25 protein-coding genes and 1 pseudogene are annotated in these 17331 nt (G+C 54.8%); 9 read left to right on the plus strand and 17 right to left on the minus strand.

Annotation, left to right across the window (positions count from 1 at the left end):
- Positions 1–98: 98 nt before the first annotated feature.
- From speE to FJD38_RS00850, 4 genes are all read right to left on the minus strand, one after another.
- Positions 99–974, minus strand: coding sequence for a polyamine aminopropyltransferase (gene speE / locus FJD38_RS00835; protein ID WP_146383661.1), 876 nt, complete (start codon positions 972–974; stop codon positions 99–101).
- 204 nt (positions 975–1178) lie between these two features.
- Positions 1179–1370, minus strand: coding sequence for a PLDc N-terminal domain-containing protein (locus tag FJD38_RS00840; protein WP_122782940.1), 192 nt, complete (start codon positions 1368–1370; stop codon positions 1179–1181).
- Positions 1371–1454: 84 nt separating this feature from the next.
- Positions 1455–1985, minus strand: a complete 531-nt coding sequence (locus tag FJD38_RS00845) for a hypothetical protein (RefSeq protein WP_146383662.1) — start codon at positions 1983–1985, stop codon at positions 1455–1457.
- Positions 1986–2054: 69 nt separating this feature from the next.
- Positions 2055–2588 (minus strand): ankyrin repeat domain-containing protein, encoded by a 534-nt coding sequence (locus tag FJD38_RS00850; protein ID WP_122782942.1) that lies wholly within the window; start codon positions 2586–2588, stop codon positions 2055–2057.
- A gap of 314 nt (positions 2589–2902) precedes the next feature.
- Here FJD38_RS00850 and FJD38_RS00855 point away from each other — a divergent pair, with 314 nt between their 5' ends.
- Positions 2903–3181 carry a DUF3509 domain-containing protein gene (locus tag FJD38_RS00855; protein ID WP_146383663.1) on the plus strand — a complete coding sequence of 93 codons (279 nt, stop codon included), beginning with the start codon at positions 2903–2905 and terminating at the stop codon, positions 3179–3181.
- Positions 3182–3253: 72 nt separating this feature from the next.
- On the opposite strand, the gene mtnC is transcribed toward FJD38_RS00855, so the two are convergent.
- From mtnC to aroC, 5 genes are all read right to left on the minus strand, one after another.
- The gene (gene mtnC / locus FJD38_RS00860) at positions 3254–3937 is read right to left on the minus strand and encodes an acireductone synthase (RefSeq protein ID WP_146383664.1); all 684 of its coding nucleotides are present in this window, start codon (positions 3935–3937) and stop codon (positions 3254–3256) included.
- Positions 3938–3946: 9 nt separating this feature from the next.
- Positions 3947–4492 (minus strand): 1,2-dihydroxy-3-keto-5-methylthiopentene dioxygenase, encoded by a 546-nt coding sequence (locus FJD38_RS00865; RefSeq protein WP_122782945.1) that lies wholly within the window; start codon positions 4490–4492, stop codon positions 3947–3949.
- 101 nt (positions 4493–4593) lie between these two features.
- Positions 4594–5214, minus strand: a complete 621-nt coding sequence (locus tag FJD38_RS00870; protein WP_146383665.1) for a methylthioribulose 1-phosphate dehydratase — start codon at positions 5212–5214, stop codon at positions 4594–4596.
- Complete coding sequence (locus FJD38_RS00875) at positions 5211–6359, minus strand: MFS transporter (protein ID WP_146383666.1); 1149 nt, start codon at positions 6357–6359, stop codon at positions 5211–5213. Before FJD38_RS00875 ends, FJD38_RS00870 begins: the two co-directional genes overlap by 4 nt.
- 34 nt (positions 6360–6393) lie before the next feature.
- Positions 6394–7485: a chorismate synthase gene (gene aroC, locus FJD38_RS00880; RefSeq protein ID WP_122782948.1), complete on the minus strand. Its 1092-nt coding sequence runs from the start codon at positions 7483–7485 to the stop codon at positions 6394–6396.
- Positions 7486–7631: 146 nt separating this feature from the next.
- Between aroC and FJD38_RS00885 the strand changes: the two genes are divergently transcribed.
- Both FJD38_RS00885 and FJD38_RS00890 read left to right on the plus strand, forming a co-directional pair.
- Positions 7632–8627: an alpha/beta hydrolase gene (locus tag FJD38_RS00885; RefSeq protein WP_146383667.1), complete on the plus strand. Its 996-nt coding sequence runs from the start codon at positions 7632–7634 to the stop codon at positions 8625–8627.
- 59 nt (positions 8628–8686) lie between these two features.
- Positions 8687–9478, plus strand: coding sequence for a hypothetical protein (locus FJD38_RS00890; protein WP_146383668.1), 792 nt, complete (start codon positions 8687–8689; stop codon positions 9476–9478).
- Positions 9479–9554: 76 nt separating this feature from the next.
- Here FJD38_RS00890 and prmB read toward each other — a convergent pair whose 3' ends face one another.
- The gene (prmB, locus tag FJD38_RS00895) at positions 9555–10463 is read right to left on the minus strand and encodes a 50S ribosomal protein L3 N(5)-glutamine methyltransferase (RefSeq protein ID WP_146383669.1); all 909 of its coding nucleotides are present in this window, start codon (positions 10461–10463) and stop codon (positions 9555–9557) included.
- A 271-nt stretch (positions 10464–10734) separates the two neighbouring features.
- Here prmB and FJD38_RS00900 point away from each other — a divergent pair, with 271 nt between their 5' ends.
- From FJD38_RS00900 to FJD38_RS00910, 3 genes are all read left to right on the plus strand, one after another.
- Entirely contained in the window at positions 10735–11325 is a 591-nt protein-coding gene (locus tag FJD38_RS00900) for a cysteine hydrolase family protein (protein ID WP_122782952.1), read from the plus strand.
- A 144-nt stretch (positions 11326–11469) separates the two neighbouring features.
- Positions 11470–11790: a hypothetical protein gene (locus FJD38_RS00905; RefSeq protein WP_146383670.1), complete on the plus strand. Its 321-nt coding sequence runs from the start codon at positions 11470–11472 to the stop codon at positions 11788–11790.
- A 63-nt stretch (positions 11791–11853) separates the two neighbouring features.
- Positions 11854–12411 carry a Smr/MutS family protein gene (locus FJD38_RS00910; RefSeq protein WP_059762984.1) on the plus strand — a complete coding sequence of 186 codons (558 nt, stop codon included), beginning with the start codon at positions 11854–11856 and terminating at the stop codon, positions 12409–12411.
- Positions 12412–12608: 197 nt separating this feature from the next.
- Here FJD38_RS00910 and FJD38_RS00915 read toward each other — a convergent pair whose 3' ends face one another.
- From FJD38_RS00915 to FJD38_RS00935, 6 genes are all read right to left on the minus strand, one after another.
- Positions 12609–12869: a bacteriocin immunity protein gene (locus FJD38_RS00915; protein WP_146383671.1), complete on the minus strand. Its 261-nt coding sequence runs from the start codon at positions 12867–12869 to the stop codon at positions 12609–12611.
- Positions 12870–12910: 41 nt separating this feature from the next.
- Positions 12911–13171 carry a bacteriocin immunity protein gene (locus tag FJD38_RS00920; RefSeq protein ID WP_146383672.1) on the minus strand — a complete coding sequence of 87 codons (261 nt, stop codon included), beginning with the start codon at positions 13169–13171 and terminating at the stop codon, positions 12911–12913.
- A gap of 41 nt (positions 13172–13212) precedes the next feature.
- A complete protein-coding gene (locus FJD38_RS00925; protein ID WP_146383673.1) occupies positions 13213–13473 on the minus strand; it encodes a bacteriocin immunity protein in 261 nt (86 codons plus the stop codon).
- Positions 13474–13475: 2 nt separating this feature from the next.
- The gene (locus tag FJD38_RS25100; RefSeq protein ID WP_425281159.1) at positions 13476–13601 is read right to left on the minus strand and encodes a hypothetical protein; all 126 of its coding nucleotides are present in this window, start codon (positions 13599–13601) and stop codon (positions 13476–13478) included.
- A gap of 74 nt (positions 13602–13675) precedes the next feature.
- Positions 13676–13936, minus strand: coding sequence for a bacteriocin immunity protein (locus FJD38_RS00930; protein ID WP_146383674.1), 261 nt, complete (start codon positions 13934–13936; stop codon positions 13676–13678).
- Positions 13937–13938: 2 nt separating this feature from the next.
- Complete coding sequence (locus FJD38_RS00935) at positions 13939–15225, minus strand: S-type pyocin domain-containing protein (protein ID WP_146383675.1); 1287 nt, start codon at positions 15223–15225, stop codon at positions 13939–13941.
- Positions 15226–15451: 226 nt separating this feature from the next.
- Here FJD38_RS00935 and FJD38_RS24725 point away from each other — a divergent pair.
- From FJD38_RS24725 to FJD38_RS00950, 3 genes and pseudogenes are all read left to right on the plus strand, one after another.
- Positions 15452–15670 (plus strand): annotated as a pseudogene (locus tag FJD38_RS24725) (site-specific integrase); the annotation flags it as partial.
- Between the two features lie 21 nt (positions 15671–15691).
- A complete protein-coding gene (gene folE, locus FJD38_RS00945) occupies positions 15692–16237 on the plus strand; it encodes a GTP cyclohydrolase I FolE (protein WP_122782959.1) in 546 nt (181 codons plus the stop codon).
- A gap of 101 nt (positions 16238–16338) precedes the next feature.
- Positions 16339–16710 (plus strand): glutathione S-transferase N-terminal domain-containing protein, encoded by a 372-nt coding sequence (locus FJD38_RS00950; protein ID WP_122782960.1) that lies wholly within the window; start codon positions 16339–16341, stop codon positions 16708–16710.
- 18 nt (positions 16711–16728) lie between these two features.
- Here FJD38_RS00950 and FJD38_RS00955 read toward each other — a convergent pair whose 3' ends face one another.
- Positions 16729–17331, minus strand: a complete 603-nt coding sequence (locus tag FJD38_RS00955; RefSeq protein WP_122782961.1) for a glutathione S-transferase family protein — start codon at positions 17329–17331, stop codon at positions 16729–16731.

A 17331-nucleotide genomic window follows, 5' to 3' on the forward strand; every position in this document is an offset into this window, starting at 1 on the left:
AAGAAAGCGTCGGGAAAGACTATTTGCCACAGGCATGCCCACCCCCCTCAAGCACCTTGCAGATCTTGGGGGAGCAGGCTTATCAGCACAACCGTCTATTAATCGTTGCTTGGCTTGTTAATGGCATGCAACACATATTGCGGTAGAGCAAATGCGCCGATATGGATCTCGGGGTTGTAGTAACGGGTCACGATGCCGCTTCCGGCGAAACGCTGGCGCAGGGTCTCCAGTGGTAATTTGCGGTAGGACTTGTCGGTAGCCCCCCAAGCAAACGTCATCGCGCCACCGATGTAAGTCGGCACCGCTGCCTGATAGAAATGCCAGTCGGCGAATAGGCTGCGCATGCGCCCGGCCGTGGTCTTCACTTCGTTCAGTTGCATGAAAGGGGTACCGTTTTGCGTGACCAGTACACCGCCATCATTCAGACAACGATGGCAAGCCTGGTAAAAGTTTTCGGAAAAGAGCACTTCGCCCGGCCCGATAGGGTCAGTGGAGTCCGAAATGATGACATCGAATTTTTCTTCGGTCGTGGCGACAAAACGCATGCCGTCATCGATCACCAGATTGAGGCGCGGGTCGTCGTAAGCGCCGTTGGAGTGGTTAGGCAAAAACTCTTTGCACATGTCCACCACGGTGCCATCGATCTCGACCATGGTGATGTGTTCGATGCCACGGTGCTTGGTCACTTCACGCAGCATGCCGCCATCGCCACCGCCAATGATCAGGACGCGCTTGACTGCACCGTGAGCCAGGATCGGCACATGGGTGAGCATTTCGTGGTAAATGAATTCATCCGCTTCAGTGGTCTGGATAACACCGTCCAGCGCCATGACCCGGCCCATGACCGGATTTTCGAAAATCACCAGGTGCTGGTGCTCGGTACGCACTTCATGCAGCAATTTGTCCATGCGAAAACGCTGGCCATAGCCTTCATAAAGGGTTTCGAGATAGTCGGTCTTTGGTGCTTCAGTCATGGGTAGTCCCTTGAATGCTGGTGGCAACGGACGGTCACCCGCCCATGATCGACAGTCAAGCCGTAGATCGCGTTCGCAATACACCGACTTAACTGCCCAAGAAAGGCGCGCATTCTACGTCGAGGAACCTGACAGGTCGAACCTTGACGTTGACTGACTCAGCGGATAGCCACCTGAAGGTGGCGTAAACCGCTCATTGATGGCTCAAATCCGAACATTGCCCCTTGGACCGGCGATGGCCCAAATAATCAGCCCCAGTACAGGCAGCAGGATGATCAGCAAGATCCAGAGAATTTTCGCCCCCGTTCCGGCACCGCTTTTGATCACATTGATAATGGCCCAAATATCCAGCGCCAGAATGATGAGACCAATGAGACCGTTAAACGTAGAACCCATGATGATGCTCCTGAGTGAGAACTTGTCTACTTAGGATAGTCAGCTATGGGCAGGGTTCCGTTTTTTATTACAGGCCGTACTGGATTAAACGTGGACAGCGATTTTGAGGGCTTCCAAAGAAGGCGCTGCGCTGATCCCGAGGGCCTCGCACAGTTCCAGCACACGCGGCACGTCTTCGCCGTAGACCAGCACCACCTGAAGCGCGTCATCCAGCGGTTGGCTGACATTCATCAACACATAACCGCCTTTATCCGCCGACATGCTGCCCATCTGGATCTGAATCCGGTTTAGCGCAGTCAGCGCTTCGGTCTTGGCCAGTTGTTTCGGTTTGATATTGAACGCCACATTTGGGCCAAACGACGCGACGATTTGTTCAAACAGGTCCATGTAGGTATCTGCCTGGAACAAGACCGTTTCAGGCAAACTGCCGATCACAACCCACTCCCCCAGCGTGATCGGGAAGGTATCGTCGTAGTTGATATCTGGATTGGCAGCCAGAAATGCAGCAGGTTCAGCGTAGGCCTGAGACGCTTCATCAGCGATTTTGGCTATGTCGTCGTCGCTCAGGCAGCCAGAGCTGATTTTGCTGATAAGTTCGACGAGAGCAGTTTTCATGGGCAGACCTGTAACAGGGAAAAAGAGGGCGCGCAGGATATATCAAATGCGCCCCCCGAGGACATCGCATCAGCCCAGCAGTTTTTCCAGCTGTGCGGTGGTATCGACAGCGCCCATCGTCCTTGCCGCGTCCAGCGCAGTCGTACCGCTGGCGTCTTTAGCTTTTGGGTCGGCGCCTTTACTGATCAGGAAATCAATGATTGCCGCCCGGTTGAACATGGCTGCCATCATCAATGCCGTGCGACCGTCAAAAGAAGCACCTTCGACCTGTGCGCCACCCTCGACCAACGCCTGCACCATCGCCAGGTCGCCTTTGAACGCGGCACCCTGAATCGGGCTTTGGCCGTTGTCATTGCGAATTTCAGGGTCGGCTTTATGCTCCAGCAACACTTTCACCGCTTCAACATGACCGTGGTAGCTCGCCAGCATCAACAAGGTATCGCCTTTATGGTTGCGCAAATTAGGTGGCAAGCCTTTGCTCAACAACGCAGCCAGCATGGCCGCATCGCCTTCACGGGCTTTGTTGAACACCTGTTCGGCAAAGTCGGCGGCTTCTTCTGGGGTCATTTGCCGATTTTGATCTGCTGGCTTGTTATCTGACATATGAGGCTCCGTGTTGGCTACAAAAAAGCCTAGTTTCCTGACACAACCCCGGCCTGTCACCCCTTTTGTGTATACGGCACTTATAGAAAAAACCTATAAGCACGCCCCTGAGCATGAATTTTACTTCGATGATTGATCACGACTGGGCAAATTGCAGGGTGAACTTTTAGCACTCATGCAAAATGCACGACCCAGCCACGGCGCATATTTATCAAGCTATTGATTTATAACGATTTTATTTAATCATTCGACTGGCACAGTCCCTGCAACTCTCACTTCATACAAGCCTTCCACGCGCTAATGGAGATGAAGACATGAGTCTGATCCAAGAAAAATTCACTTCCCTGTTCTCGAACCACAAGGTCACCGTAAAGCCTCGCCCTGATGGTGGCGTGTTGCTCACGCTGTGTGACAGCGATGGCAAACAGACTCAGCGTTGCATTTCGTATGCTCAATTGCACACCGCTGAGCAATTGACTTGGGTGATTAGCGCCATCCGTCGCGACCTGGCAGGTAACGCCAGCGAATTGCCGACCATTTCGATGCTGCAAAGCCAACATCGCTTTGCCCTGCCTACCTATCATTCAGCGTAATGGCATCGCGACTCGCGCACAGCAAAACGCCGGCATTGACCGGCTTTTTGCTGTGTTGCAGTGAGGTTTTTGTTAAAGGTGTTCCACGTCAATATCAAGAAAACTGCTGACGGTCTTATGCCCTTTCAATTGACCTCCTTCGCGCGCCAGTCCACAGGTCTGCAAGCCGGCCTCTTGAGCCGCATCCAGTTCCTCGACAATATCTGAAAGAAACAGAATTTGGCCCGCCAGGCAGCCTATGGCTTCGGTGATACGCCGGTAGGACTGCGCCTCACGCTTGGGGCCTGAAGTGGTATCAAAATAGCCGGAGAACAGCGTCGAGAGATCCCCCGCTTCGGAGCAGCCGAAAATCAATTTCTGTGCTTGAACCGAACCTGACGAATACACGTACAGTTCATACCCCAGCGCATGCCAACCCTTTAGGGCTTGGACCGCATCCGGGTAAACATGCCCTTTCAACTCACCCGCCTCGTAACCTTGCTTCCAGACCATGCCTTGCAGAGCTTTGAGCGGCGTTGCCTTGCGGTCCTCGGCAATCCATTGGGCGAGGATCTCGATGACTCGCTCGACGTCCGCTTCGGGTTCACCGCTGTCCAGTCGCACTGCGCCCAACTGCATGGCCACTTCAGGGTCTTCAGCGTGAGCCCGAACAAAATCGGGCATATGCGTGGCTGCATAAGGAAACAGCACGTCAAAAACGAAGCTCACGGCGCTGGTCGTGCCTTCGATATCGGTGAGGATGGCCTTGATCGGCATGGGGGCTCCTTAATCTTCGAGACGGGGAAAGCGGCTGGCGATGTCTTCACCCGTAAAATTCGCCACCCAGCCTTCTGGGTTATTGAATAAACGGATAGCCACAAAATGAGGATGTTCGCCCATATCGAACCAGTGAGGCGTGCCTGCTGGGACTGAGATCAGGTCGTTTTTCTCGCACAGGACTGCATAGACATAATCGCCAATGTGCAGCGTAAACAGCCCTCGCCCGGCAACGAAAAATCGCACTTCATCCTCAGCATGGCGATGCTCATCCAGAAACTTGGCGCGCAACTCTGCTTTCTGCGGGTGGTCGCTGTTCAGACTGATGACGTCCACAGTGATGTAGCCGCGCTCAGTCATCAACTGATCAATCTGTTGACGATAAGCACTGATCACTTCTTCCTGAGTCGCACCCGGCTGGATCGGCGCAGCGGCTTGCCAACGATCAAAGCGCACACCCTGCTCGGCCAGGGTGGACTGGATGTCATCAAGGTGGGTTAACACCTTGTTCGGAAGTTCTGGGCTGGAAATGTGATAGACGGACAGGCTGCTCATGGATGCGGTTCCTCGGCGTAGGTGTGCGCTTTCGGCTTTTACAGGCCGTTCAGGCAAACCATTGAATTCAGGCGGTGAGCTTCTTCACAGTGAAGTCAGCGTTAACGGTTAAGTACGGCACGGGTTTTGAGCTCACATTCAAACAAGAACTCAAAGGCCTCGATCTGACGCAAGGCATCGCTCATTCGCGCCCCCCATGTGTACAGACCGTGCCCACGGATCAAGTAACCCACGCAGTCAGGATGAGCCTCAAGCCACGGCTGAACCTTGCCTGCCAGACGTTCGATGTCCTGATCATTGTCAAAAATAGGCACCTGCACTTTCGATGCGTGGGTCGACACACCGCTGAAGGCTTTTTGCAGTTCGTAATCTTCAAACTCAAGGCTGTTACCGGGCGTGAGCCGCGACAGTACGGTCGCATTCACAGAATGCGTGTGCAACACGGCACCAATTTCAGGCCGCCAGCGGTACAACTGGGTATGCAGCAAGGTCTCGGCAGAAGGTTTTTTGCCAGGCTCAAGGCTATTACCCGACAAATCGGTAGCCAGTACATCATCCAGGCCCAACTGGCCTTTATGTTTACCCGAAACCGTCAACAACGCCTCGGTGGCCGAAAGTCGGGTCGAATAGTTGCTACTGGTGGCAGGCGACCAGCCACGACCGTACAGGAAGCGCCCGGCTTCTATGATTTCCAGGCTCAAGTGTTCACGGGTAAGGCTCATGGCCTGTCCTCTTGCAGTCGAGTTGCGATGATAACGGCTGCGGCCAATGCTGCGGCGCTTGCCATACTAAAGGTGATAGTCGGGCCGAGTGTGTTCCAGCTGTAACCGGCATATAGCGCACCCACAGCCCCCCCGATGCCCGCCAAAGTAGCGTATAGCGCTTGCCCCTGACCTTGTTGGCCGGGCCCGAAGCTGCGTTGAACGAAGGCCATGGCGCAGGCGTGAAAACTGCCAAAAGTGGCCGCATGCAGCAGCTGAGCCAGCAACAATACCCACAGGTATTCGGCAAACGAGCCCAGCATCAGCCATCGCAGGGCCGCCAACACAAAGCTGACCATAAGTACTCTTCGTACCGAAAATGCCAGCAAGATGCGTCGCATGGCCAGAAACATCAGTACCTCTGCCACCACACCCAACGCCCACAACAGGCCAATCACACCCCGGCTGTAGCCAAGGTCTTCTAGGTGCAAGGTCAGAAAGGTGTAATACGGCCCGTGGCTCAGTTGCATCAATGCCACACAGGCATAAAACGCCAGCACTCCGGGACTGCGCAACTGCTGAACAAACCCGCCGAGCAGCACCTTGCGCCCCTCGCTGGACGGCTGCGCTCCGGGCACCCACAGGCTGCACACCACAATGCCTGCCATGATGACGAGCACGGCCGCAGGATAAATATCCAGATCCAGCCACTCAAACAGGCGCCCGAGACTCACCACGGCCAAAATAAAACCAATCGAGCCCCACAGCCGGATCTGGCTATAACGCTCGGGCTGCTGGCGCAAATGGGCAAAGGTGATGACTTCGAACTGCGGCAGCACCGCATGCCAAAAGAACGCATGCAGGGCCATGACCAGTGCCAGCCAGGCATAGCTCTTGCTGACAAAAATCAGGCTGAAACTGAGCAAGGTGCACAGTGCGCCGAGCCGAACAATCAGCAAGCGTCGCCCCGTATAGTCGCCCAGCCAGCCCCATAAATTCGGCGCCACACAGCGCATCAACATCGGGATGGCCACCAGCTCGCCTATTCTTGCGCTGGAGAAGCCGAGATGGTGGAAGTACAGCGCCAGATACGGCGCTGTAGCCCCCAGCAAGGCGAAGTAGAAAAGGTAGAAGCCTGACAACCGCCAGTAAGGAAGTGGTGCCACGGTCGTCAGACCACGGCACCCATACGCCCCTGCATTACAACTGGCCCAGCACAGGCGTGCTCACACGCACATCGGCATTCTGCCCGCGGTGACGCAGCAGGTGATCCATCAGCACAATGGCCATCATGGCCTCGGCAATTGGCGTGGCGCGGATGCCCACACAGGGGTCATGACGACCTTTGGTGATCACGTCGACCGGGTTGCCATGCACATCAATCGAGCGACCCGGCGTGGTGATGCTTGAGGTGGGCTTCAACGCGAGATGCGCAACAATCGGCTGACCGGACGAAATACCGCCCAAAATGCCGCCCGCGTTATTGCTCACAAACCCCTCAGGCGTCAGCTCGTCGCGATGCTCGGTGCCGCGCTGGGCAACGCTGGCGAAACCTGCACCTATTTCAATGCCCTTGACCGCATTGATGCTCATCAAAGCGTGGGCCAGTTCGGCGTCCAGACGATCAAAAATCGGCTCACCCAAACCTGGAATGACACCCTCGGCCACCACCGTGATTTTGGCACCCACCGAGTCCTGATCGCGACGCAGTTGGTCCATGTAAGCTTCAAGCTCTGGCACTTTGTCCGGGTCTGGGCTGAAAAAGGCGTTTTGCTCGACCGAATCCCAGGTCTTGAACGGGATTTCGATCGGGCCCAGTTGACTCATATAGCCACGAATCACAATGCCTTGGGTTGCCAGATACTTCTTGGCGATAGCACCCGCGGCAACCCGCATGGCAGTTTCACGTGCAGAACTGCGCCCACCACCGCGATAATCACGCTCACCGTATTTGTGGTGATAGGTGTAATCGGCATGCGCGGGGCGAAACAGGTCTTTGATCGCCGAGTAGTCCTTGGACTTCTGGTCAGTATTGCGAATCAGCAGGCCAATGGCACAGCCCGTCGTACGCCCTTCGAACACACCGGAAAGGATCTCGACTTCGTCCGGCTCCTGACGTTGTGTGGTGTGCCGGCTGGTGCCGGGCTTGCGGCGGTCAAGATCGCGTTGCAAGTCTTCAAGGGACAGCTCAAGCCCGGGCGGGCAGCCATCAACAATGGCGACCAACGCCGGGCCATGGCTTTCGCCTGCGGTAGTGACAGTGAACAGCTTGCCGTAGGTATTGCCGGACATGCAGGGAGCTCCGCGAAAAACAGTTGATTAAATTCAACCTCGTTTACTATGCGCGCCAGTATACGCAGGCTGCCCTAGTAGTTCATCCTCCAACCTTACTCATCCGGGTTTGTAGAACCGGCACATTAGACAATGATGGCGTAACGATGCTGCGAATATTCTTTTTAGCGCTGACCCTGTTCTGCACTCAGGCCCTGGCGGCCACCTCTTCTAATGTTCTGCTGCGCCCTATTGAACTGGACACGGGTTCCGGCACGCTCTATGGCTCACTGGTGCTGCCAAAAAGCGACAAGCCTGTGCCAGTCGTACTGATCCTGGCTGGCTCCGGCCCAACTGACCGTGATGGCAACAACCCGATTGGCGGGCGTAACGACGCCTTGAAAAAACTGGCATGGCGCCTGGCCCAAAGCAACATCGCCAGCGTGCGTTTTGACAAGCGCGGGATTGCCCAAAGCCAGCCCGCGACCCCGGACGAGCGACAACTGAGTGTGGACAAATACGTTGACGATGCAGTGGCCTGGGGCGAGAAGCTCAAGGCTGACCCGCGCTTCGGCAAGGTATTTGTACTGGGCCACAGCGAAGGCGCCCTGATTGCCAGCCTCGCTGCCCCGCGCATCGGGGCCGCCGGTGTGATCTCGATTGCGGGTACAGGGCGCCCGGTCGGCGCGTTATTGCGTGAGCAACTGCAACGTAATCATTTGCCGCCCGCCTTGCTCAAACGCAGCTTTGAACTGATCAGCTCACTGGAAGCCGGTCATACCGACGATAACGTGCCCAAAGACCTCGAAGCCGTGTTCCGCCCCAGCGTGCAGCCGTACATGATCAGCCTGCTGCATTACAACCCGGCCACCGCTTTTTCCGCATTGAAAATGCCCGCCTTGATTATCCAGGGCACTCACGACATTCAGGTCGACGTCAAAGATGCGCGCTTGCTCAAGGCAGCCAAACCCGATGCCGTCCTGACGTTGATCAATGGCATGAACCACGTGATGCGTATTGTCCCGATGGACATGAAACGTCAGGCTCAGTCCTACAACGATCCCAATCAGCGACTCGCGGGGGAATTGGGCGATCGAACTGTGCGCTTCATCACTAAAGTGAATGCAGGCAAACCCTCCAGTCCTGCGCATAACGGCCGATAAGCCGGTGTCGGCGGCCTTTGCTTGCCCGACATACCGGGCTTGCACAGGATTCTGCCGTTATGAGCGACACCCCAACACCACACGCGGGCACTGAAGAGCCGGCACCGCCCGAGGCGACCACACGCCCTTGGGCGGACGTGCAACCCGAGCATTTCAAAATGCTGCGCCTGGCACCTCTGCCAACGGATCGCAGCACGGGCGCTCGGCCATTGCGTTTTGTCCAGTTCGGGTACACCGAACGCCACAACAAAGACTTCAGCCTCTTGCGCTTGAGCATCCTGCTGCCCAACCAGAAAGTGCGCAAAGAACAGAACCATCTCGACGTCTGGCTGGACCATGCCACCCGACAAGTGAGCATCACCCCCGAGAGCGGCTTGCAAATTGAACCTCTGAACCGAGGTATCGGACGCTTCCTGATGGCGCAGGCCATCCTGTGGGCGCAGAAAAAACATTCGCGCTACACAGTTGAAAAAATGAGCTTGCCGAGCCGGGATGCCTTGAGCGAAGACACTCGACAGCGGCGCGACCATAGCTTGCGCACCCAAGGCTTTGACGTGGTGTACGAAGATGTCCTGCATCTCAAAGCCCACATAAAGGCCGTAGAAGTCAGCGACCTCTACTCCACCTGGAACAGTGAAAAATTGCAGTTAGTGGAAATTCTTGAAGCCGCGCAGATGCTCCAGCAAGCCGAACAGACATTGCAGGAGCAAGAAGTAAAATTGCGTGCTAAAGAAGACAGGATCAGCAAGTTTCAGCGAGAAGACATCGGTTTGCGCTTCACCATCACCTGCCTGGTGGCTTTTGCAGTCTTTCAGGCCGCTCTGCTGATATGGATTGCGACGCACCGCTAGGTACGGATCGCACAAGCAAAAAACTGTAGCCGCTGACGAGCAGCCTTCGTTCCTCGTCAGCAGCTACTGGCCCATCTTAAACGCGCGAAGCAAACAGCGCTTGATGTTCCCGGCATTGCTGCGCCGTCAACATAAACACGCCGTGACCGCCACGTTCAAAGTCCAGCCAGGCAAAATCAACTTCCGGGTAAAGCGCTTCAACGTGAACCTGGCTGTTGCCCACTTCAACAATCAACAAACCCTTTTCGGTCATGTGATCAGCTGCTTCGGCCAACATACGACGCACCAGATTGAGCCCATCATCCCCGCACGCCAGACCCAATTCAGGCTCATGCTGATATTCCGCTGGCATATCGGCAAAGTCTTCAGCATCGACATACGGCGGATTTGACACAATCAGGTCAAAACGCTGGCCCGGCAGGCCATCGAAGCCATCGCCCTGAACCGTGTAAACACGCTCATCCACGCCATGGCGTTCGATGTTTTGATTGGCGACTTCGAGGGCTTCATACGACAGGTCGGCCAGCACCACTTCGGCGTTCTGGAATTCGTACGCGCACGCGATGCCAATACAGCCCGAGCCGGTACACAAATCAAGAATGCGCGCAGGCTCGCTGGCCAGCCAAGGCTCAAAGCGTTTTTCAATCAGCTCACCAATCGGTGAACGCGGGATCAACACGCGTTCATCAACGATAAACGACATGCCGCAGAACCAGGCTTCACCCAGCAGATAAGCGGTTGGCACACGCTCTTCGATTCGGCGCTTGAGCAAATGCTGCAGATTGACCAGCTCATCGTCTTCCAAACGGCAATCAAGGTAGCTGTCCGCGATTTCCCAAGGCAGGTTCAGTGCACCCAGCACCAATTGACGGGCTTCGTCCCAAGCATTGTCGGTGCCATGACCAAAGAACAGCTCTTCCCCATGAAAGTGGCTAACGGCCCAGCGAATATGGTCGCGCAAAGTGCGCAGGCGGGAAGTGATCAATGGCCTTACTCCTAAAAATCGACCGACGATTCTAACAGCCAAACCTCTAGACAGCCAAAGTTGTGCCCGGCGGTGGTTTGAACCCCAGGCACTGAAGCAAAAAACCCTGCCTGAAGGCACGGTTCGTTCCATTTTGTACATTTTTGCAATGATGCGCTGACACTTGACATCGCTGTAGGCCAACAACTACGTGCCTTACACGACTAGCCATTCACATAAACGCTCGGTCAGTGGAGAATGTCGCAAAAGCCCTACCCAAAGGAGCCCCTGAATGTCCGCTTTAAAGACGATGTTTCAACTTACCGGGCGTGGTTATGCCGCAGCCAGCCTGAGTAATGCCAGCTTGCTGATCATCGATGCGCAGAAAGAATACCTCAGCGGGCCTTTGGCCCTGTCGGGAATGGAGGCCGCCACCGCCAACATTGCTGCGCTCCTCGAAGCAGCCCGCAGGGCCAAGCGTCCGGTGATCCACGTACGCCATCTGGGTACCGTTGGCGGCCTGTTCGACCCGCAGGGCGAGCGCGGCGAATTTATCAAAGGCCTTGAGGCCACCGACGATGAAGTCATCATCGAAAAGCGCATGCCCAACGCGTTCAATGACACAGGTCTTAAAGAAGCGCTTGAAAAAGCCGGCCCGCTGGACTTGATCGTCTGCGGCTTCATGAGCCACTCCAGCGTCAGCACCACCGTGCGCGCCGCCAAGGACTATGGTTTTCGTTGCACCCTGGTCGAAGATGCATGCGCCACCCGCGACTTGCCTACACGCGATGGCATCATCCCCGCCGCCGACGTGCAGAGAACCGAAATGGCCATCATGAATGACAATTTTGCTACTTTGGCACTGACTCAAAACCTCATCTGATCGCGCCTCTGGATAGGCGGACGACTGCGCCGCCTATCGGTAAACACCCTCTGCGACACGTTTACCCTTCATTTCTGAACATCCTCCGGAACAACCTGCCCATGTTCCTGTCGAAGGGCCGATACCCTTTAAGGAAATATCGGAATGAAAATCGCCGATGGTTTTGATGCGCGGCGCTTGCGTCCCAAAGCACACAGTAACTGGCGCTCGCGACTGGTACTGACGTTCGCAGCTCTACTGACCCTCTGCGGTGCACTCGTGCTTGTCGTGGGTGCCAGCAGCTTGATTGGCCAACCGGCGGCACTGGGCGACCTCAACGCCAGCCCCGCGGGTGCTGCCGTCGTCCTTGTCATCGGCCTGTTCATCACGTGGCTGGGTGCATGGCTGTGGCGCCGTCGGCGCCGCCAGATGCGCCAACCCCTGGGCCTTAACATGGCAGCGCACCTGATGAAAAAACGCGACTGAGGCACATCCAGCGCACGTTAGCCGTCGACTTGGGTAAACTGTCCGACCTTCGCGGAGGCTGACATGCAAGACGACGACTTTTCTCTTTTTAAAAATGAAATTCGCGGTGTTAAACCGATCAAACATGATCGGGCTGACACTGGAAAACCCAAAGCTGACCGTGCGCAACTGGCCAAGCTGCGGCAAAACGCTATCGTGCGCAGCAATGAAACCATTATCGACGGCTTGTCTGACCAGTTTGTCATTGATGTAGGCCCTGAAGATCAGTTGAGCTGGGCGCGTGACGGCGTGCAAGAAAGCCAGATGCGCAAACTTAAACTTGGCCAGATCAGCTTTGAGGGCAGCCTTGACCTGCACGGCATGACCGTCGAGAAGGCCAGGGAAACCCTGTGGGAATTTCTCAGCGAAGCCACCCGCCTCGAAGTGCGCTGTGTGCGCGTGACCCATGGCAAGGCCGTGCGCCTGGACGGCAAGCGCCCCATGATCAAAAGCCACGTCAACACTTGGCTGCGACAGCACTCACAGGTACTGGGATTTTGCTCCTGCCAGGCTAAACACGGTGGCGCCGGAGCGGTATATGTCATGCTTAAACGCACCATGATGGAGGGTCGCGACGAATAACGTCGGGTCGCGACACAGGGAGTGCCGAACGAGTTGCGTACTACCGTCTGACGGCAGTGAGGTTGACTATCAGGCCCCCTCGGTACGTGCAAAAAACCAAATGCGCGATCATGCCATTAGTTTTCTGCCGCCCACGTACCTGCCTGTCCCTATCTAAAAACGGGTGACAGGCAAATGTGGAATTCGCAAGAAGACTTTTAAAACCTTGGTTTAAAACCCGGCATGCCTTTGGCTTCGCACCTAGCTTTTACGGTGTTAATTATGCCGTCTGCTGAAACATCTGCGCCAGGCTCAGGGTAGAAAATCAAATCCGCCCCACCAACGTCCTTAACCAAAAATCTGAAATGAATTATCAACTCATCTTGATATTTTTCGGTGCCATAAACTTTTATTATTTCGTTGACTAATTTCTTGAACTCGAGCTCCGTGTAATCACTGAGCGTATTTTTTAATTCCATACTCGCTCTCCATCATTGAGTTTTACGTGATTTCGAGAGTCCTAAAACCGAGGTTTAAAACCCGGCAAACCGCTGGCTTCGCACCAATCGCTAACAGTTTTAGCGATACCTTCAGCTGACTTGTCTGCTCCAGGCTTCGGATAGAAGATCAAATCAGAACCACCAACGGGCCCGATCAACTCATTAAGATAAAATACTAAATCGTCCTGATATTTTTCCGTACCAACATCTTCTTTTATTTCTGTGATCAGTTGTTTGAATTCATATTCCGTGTAATCGCTCAATGCTTTTTTAAATTCCAATTTTACTCTCCATCATTAAGTTTCACGTAATTTCATAAATCCTAAAACCGTGATTTAAAACCGGGCAAGCCCTTGGCCTCGCACCTTGCCTTAACCGTGTTCATTATGCCTTCTGCTGAAATATCTGCGCCGGGCTCAGGGTAGAAAATCAAATCTGCCCCGCCCACCCCGTTAACTAGATCTCTGAAATGCCCTATCAATTCATCTTGATACTTTTCAGTACCAATATCCTCACTTATTTCTTGTACAAGCCTTTTGAATTCAGCTTCGGTGTATTCACTTAACGACTTCTTAAGTTCCATAATTACTCTCTTTCGTGCAGCTTTATGTGATTTTTAGGGGTATTTATACGGAGGTTGTCTACACCATAAACCGCTCCACCATCGACTATTCGCACCCTGCAATGCATTTCAAAACTAAAACCATGCATTGCCTGCCCAATCCTAAATAGCAATTGAGTAAGCAGTCATTCGGATTCTCCAGAGCTTTACAATATCCAGAGCCTTAAAACCGTGATTTAAAACCGGGCAAGCCTCTGGCTTCGCACCATGCTTTAACCGTTTTTGTGATGCCTTCTGCTGAGTCATCTACACCGGGCTGAGGGTAAAAAATCAAATTAGTCCCACCTAGTTCCCCCACAAGAAGATCAAAGTGATACATCAATTCGTCTTGATAATTTTCCGTACCAACATCGTCAATCATTTCCTGAACAAACTGTTCAAACTGACGTTCAGTGTAGTCGCTCAATGCTTTTCTAAGTTCCATGTTCACTCCTGCTCATGAAGCGCTATGTGATTTTTAGGGATGTTTACACGTATATTATCGACGTCATATACGCTACCACCATCCACTATTCGCGTTAAATGATGTAACTCATAACGTTGTCTTTTCCCTGCTTTGTCGAAAAAATCTACCAATGGAGCATTTCCTTTCTGTGCCTTCTGTAAAACTCGAACATTGAACTGATCCGCCAGCTCCGGCACCCTCGAAACCTCTCTCCAAAACGCACGCCTGAACGAATCAAACCTGCTGTACGTTCTCCCCCGAAGCACATCGACCACTGCCGTCGGAATGGGCGCCCCCATGCCGCTGCTGGCATGATCAAGCCATACACCCGACACATTCTCCCCTGCTCCTGACACCACTCCCGGCGCATAGCGCACACTGAGCGACAGATAGATCGGCGCAATCTGCGGCTGGGTGGGAAACCAGATGATGAAATCCTGGTACTGCGGTGGATGTTCCGGGTTTTCCAGAATCCGGTCGGTTTGCTCGGTCGCCGGGAATACCCAGGCCCCAGGCTTGAGCGTCATTCCTTCCAGTGCCGGGATACCCAGCACCGCGCCGGTGTCGACGGCCGGGGTCCAGATAACCTCCAGACCGTTGCCGACGTCAGCCACCAGTTGTTCGCCGCGGGGTACCGCCGCAATGACCGGAACCTGCCTCCAATCCGGTTGGTTGCCGGTGTAGAACCCGTAAACACTCACCGCGTCATCGTCCAGATACTTGAGGTTCATTCGAACCTGGGTATTGCCTTGGCTCAGTTGGGCGTATTGCTCGGACTTATAAAAAGCACTGTCAGACGAGGTCGTGTTGGGCATCAGTAACGCGGCACTGCCCACCAGAAAGGGCGCCGCGACTGCCGACCCTGTGCTGGTCGCCGCGAGCGCCAGGCTGCCGCCCAATCGTGTGACCACAGAGGCGGCACTGCCAGAGCCGCCCACCCAGCCCAATGGCGTGCCAGCCGAGGTGATCTCACCCACCGTTCCCAGTACCGCGTAAGCGCCGTACTCGGTTAGCGACTCAAGGGGCACAAAACCATTGGGATTTTTATGCTCGATCACGCCATTGGGCAACGTGCACGACTTGGCAAACACACAGCCTTTGGTCGGCGGTTGTAATGTGGGGGGCGGCGCAGGTTTGGGGGACGGTCGTGGCGGCGCGGGGGTGTAAGGCACTTCCCTGCTTTTGAGTTCGACGGCCCTGGCCCTCGCCTTCAATACCCGGGCATAGCACGCCGGGCAGCAGTAATCCTTCCAGGGCTCTTGAGCCATATAGCAATCCGCCTGATTGATGAGCAGGCGATTCTATGAAGGGGTACTGGATAATTGATGTCGGCCCTTTCCGATTCAATTGTACGAAGCCGAACAAAAGAACCATTCAAGGGGGGGCGCAACACCCCACCGCTGTCAGTTAATGTCTCTTGGCATTACGGGTATTTCTGAGCCATTTTGCGGATGCACCGTTGCGCGAAGCCTGCCAAATCCGAATTTCATCGTACGTCGCTCATGCAACTGGAGGCACACCTACGCTACCATGTGCCCCATGGCAGGCATGAACCCTGCGTTTATCACCAATCAGCTTGGCCACAGCGTGCAAGGGTTGCTATCAACTGACGCTCAGTGGTTTGATTCCAGTACGCACTGGAGCGAGCTCGGGACACTCGAACACCGCCTGATTGGTACAACATTGGTACGACCCGACGAAGTGCCACTATGAAACCCGCATGGAAATAGCCCTGTGACATTGGAACAAAACTACACCGCCATTCTGGGCCAGCTTGGTGAAGACGTATCCCGTGAAGGCTTGCTGGACACGCCAAAGCGTGCCGCCAAGGCCATGCAGTACCTTTGCCGCGGTTACGAGCAGACGCTTGAAGAAGTCACCAACGGTGCCTTGTTCAGCTCGGACAACAGCGAAATGGTACTGGTCAAGGACATCGAGCTTTACTCGCTGTGCGAACACCACTTGCTGCCGTTTATCGGCAAGGCTCACGTCGCATACATTCCAAGCGGCAAAGTGCTGGGCTTGTCGAAAGTTGCGCGCATCGTCGACATGTATGCCCGTCGCCTGCAAATTCAGGAAAACCTGAGCCGCCAGATCGCCGACGCCGTCATGCAGGTGACGGGTGCCCTGGGCGTTGCCGTGGTGATTGAGGCCAAGCACATGTGCATGATGATGCGCGGTGTCGAGAAGCAAAACTCGTCGATGATCACCTCAGTGATGCTGGGCGAATTCCGCGACAATGCGGCCACGCGCACTGAGTTTCTTAGCTTGATCAAGTAACTCGGCGTGCCAAAAAAAACCGGCGCTCATCGCCGGTTTTTTTTCGCCTGCCAATTTCAGGTAAGCTTCGCGCTTTCTTAAACGCCAATGAGGCTTTTACTGTGTTTATCAAAGCGCTTCGCGTAGGCCTGGGTCAGTTGATCATCGCGGGCGATTTCATTACCCGCCCAAGCAAAAAACAACGCAGCGCAGCCGAACAGGCGCAGGTCGATCAAGCTGCCAAAGGCCTGACCCTGTACCAGTTTCATGCCTGCCCGTTTTGCGTAAAAACCCGTCGTAACCTGCGTCGCTTGAACGTGCCCGTGGCACTGCGTGACGCCAAGAATAACGAGCAGGATCGCCAGACCCTGCTGGAGCAAGGCGGCAAGATCAAAGTGCCTTGCCTGCGCATCGAAGAAGACGGCAAGACCACCTGGATGTACGACTCCAAAGTGATCATTGACTACCTGAACCAGCGGTTTGGGGCAGTTTAAACGCTGAGCCGTCAGCGACTACTGCAACATGGTCACATGGCGCGGGTGGCTGGCCACTCGCTCCAGCCATGCCGTGATAGCCGGATAAGCACTCAGATCAAAACCGCCCTGATGCGCCACATGGGTGTACGCATACAGCGTCACGTCGGCGATGGAGTAATGCTCGCCCACCAGATATGGCGTGCGCCCCAACTGCTGCTCCATCACGTCCAAAGCCTTGTAACCGCGAGTTTGCAGCTTGCGATATTCCTCAAGACGCTCCTGCGGCAAGCCGAGGTAAAACTCGATAAACCGCGCTACCGCAATGTAGGGTTCGTGGCTGTACTGTTCGAAAAACTGCCACTGCAACACCTGCGTGCGTAAACGCGGTTCGCCCGGCAAAAATTCGCTGCCATCGGCCAGAAAGTTAAGAATCGCATTGGATTCCCACAGGCATGTACCGTCTTCCAGTTCCAGCACCGGCACTTTGCCGTTCGGGTTTTTAGCCAGAAACGCGGGTGCTTGCGCCTCCCCCTTGAGAATGTCGACCGAGTGCCACTGATACTCAAGGCCCAGCAAATGCAGCATCAACTTGACCTTGTAACAGTTGCCCGAGTTGTAATCGCCGTAAACCTTGAGCAT

The organism is Pseudomonas saxonica (assembly GCF_007858365.1).
Taxonomy (GTDB): domain Bacteria; phylum Pseudomonadota; class Gammaproteobacteria; order Pseudomonadales; family Pseudomonadaceae; genus Aquipseudomonas; species Aquipseudomonas saxonica.

Bases quoted from the DNA above. Each gene is read 5' to 3' on its own strand.
- FJD38_RS00845 (WP_146383662.1), bottom strand. From the start codon at position 1,985: ATGAAAACTGCTCTCGTCGAACTTATCAGCAAAATCAGCTCTGGCTGC.
- FJD38_RS00840 (WP_122782940.1), bottom strand. From the start codon at position 1,370: ATGGGTTCTACGTTTAACGGTCTCATTGGTCTCATCATTCTGGCGCTG.
- mtnC (WP_146383664.1), bottom strand. From the start codon at position 3,937: ATGCCGATCAAGGCCATCCTCACCGATATCGAAGGCACGACCAGCGCC.
- FJD38_RS00890 (WP_146383668.1), top strand. From the start codon at position 8,687: ATGAGCGACACCCCAACACCACACGCGGGCACTGAAGAGCCGGCACCG.
- FJD38_RS00905 (WP_146383670.1), top strand. From the start codon at position 11,470: ATGAAAATCGCCGATGGTTTTGATGCGCGGCGCTTGCGTCCCAAAGCA.
- FJD38_RS00935 (WP_146383675.1), bottom strand. From the start codon at position 15,225: ATGGCTCAAGAGCCCTGGAAGGATTACTGCTGCCCGGCGTGCTATGCC.
- FJD38_RS00850 (WP_122782942.1), bottom strand. From the start codon at position 2,588: ATGTCAGATAACAAGCCAGCAGATCAAAATCGGCAAATGACCCCAGAA.
- speE (WP_146383661.1), bottom strand. From the start codon at position 974: ATGACTGAAGCACCAAAGACCGACTATCTCGAAACCCTTTATGAAGGC.
- FJD38_RS00900 (WP_122782952.1), top strand. From the start codon at position 10,735: ATGTCCGCTTTAAAGACGATGTTTCAACTTACCGGGCGTGGTTATGCC.
- FJD38_RS00930 (WP_146383674.1), bottom strand. From the start codon at position 13,936: ATGGAACTTAGAAAAGCATTGAGCGACTACACTGAACGTCAGTTTGAA.
- FJD38_RS00910 (WP_059762984.1), top strand. From the start codon at position 11,854: ATGCAAGACGACGACTTTTCTCTTTTTAAAAATGAAATTCGCGGTGTT.
- FJD38_RS25100 (WP_425281159.1), bottom strand. From the start codon at position 13,601: ATGCATGGTTTTAGTTTTGAAATGCATTGCAGGGTGCGAATAGTCGAT.
- FJD38_RS00870 (WP_146383665.1), bottom strand. From the start codon at position 5,214: ATGAGCCTTACCCGTGAACACTTGAGCCTGGAAATCATAGAAGCCGGG.
- FJD38_RS00855 (WP_146383663.1), top strand. From the start codon at position 2,903: ATGAGTCTGATCCAAGAAAAATTCACTTCCCTGTTCTCGAACCACAAG.
- FJD38_RS00865 (WP_122782945.1), bottom strand. From the start codon at position 4,492: ATGAGCAGCCTGTCCGTCTATCACATTTCCAGCCCAGAACTTCCGAAC.
- FJD38_RS00955 (WP_122782961.1), bottom strand. From the start codon at position 17,331: ATGCTCAAGGTTTACGGCGATTACAACTCGGGCAACTGTTACAAGGTC.
- aroC (WP_122782948.1), bottom strand. From the start codon at position 7,485: ATGTCCGGCAATACCTACGGCAAGCTGTTCACTGTCACTACCGCAGGC.
- FJD38_RS00925 (WP_146383673.1), bottom strand. From the start codon at position 13,473: ATGGAACTTAAGAAGTCGTTAAGTGAATACACCGAAGCTGAATTCAAA.
- FJD38_RS00915 (WP_146383671.1), bottom strand. From the start codon at position 12,869: ATGGAATTAAAAAATACGCTCAGTGATTACACGGAGCTCGAGTTCAAG.
- FJD38_RS00885 (WP_146383667.1), top strand. From the start codon at position 7,632: ATGCTGCGAATATTCTTTTTAGCGCTGACCCTGTTCTGCACTCAGGCC.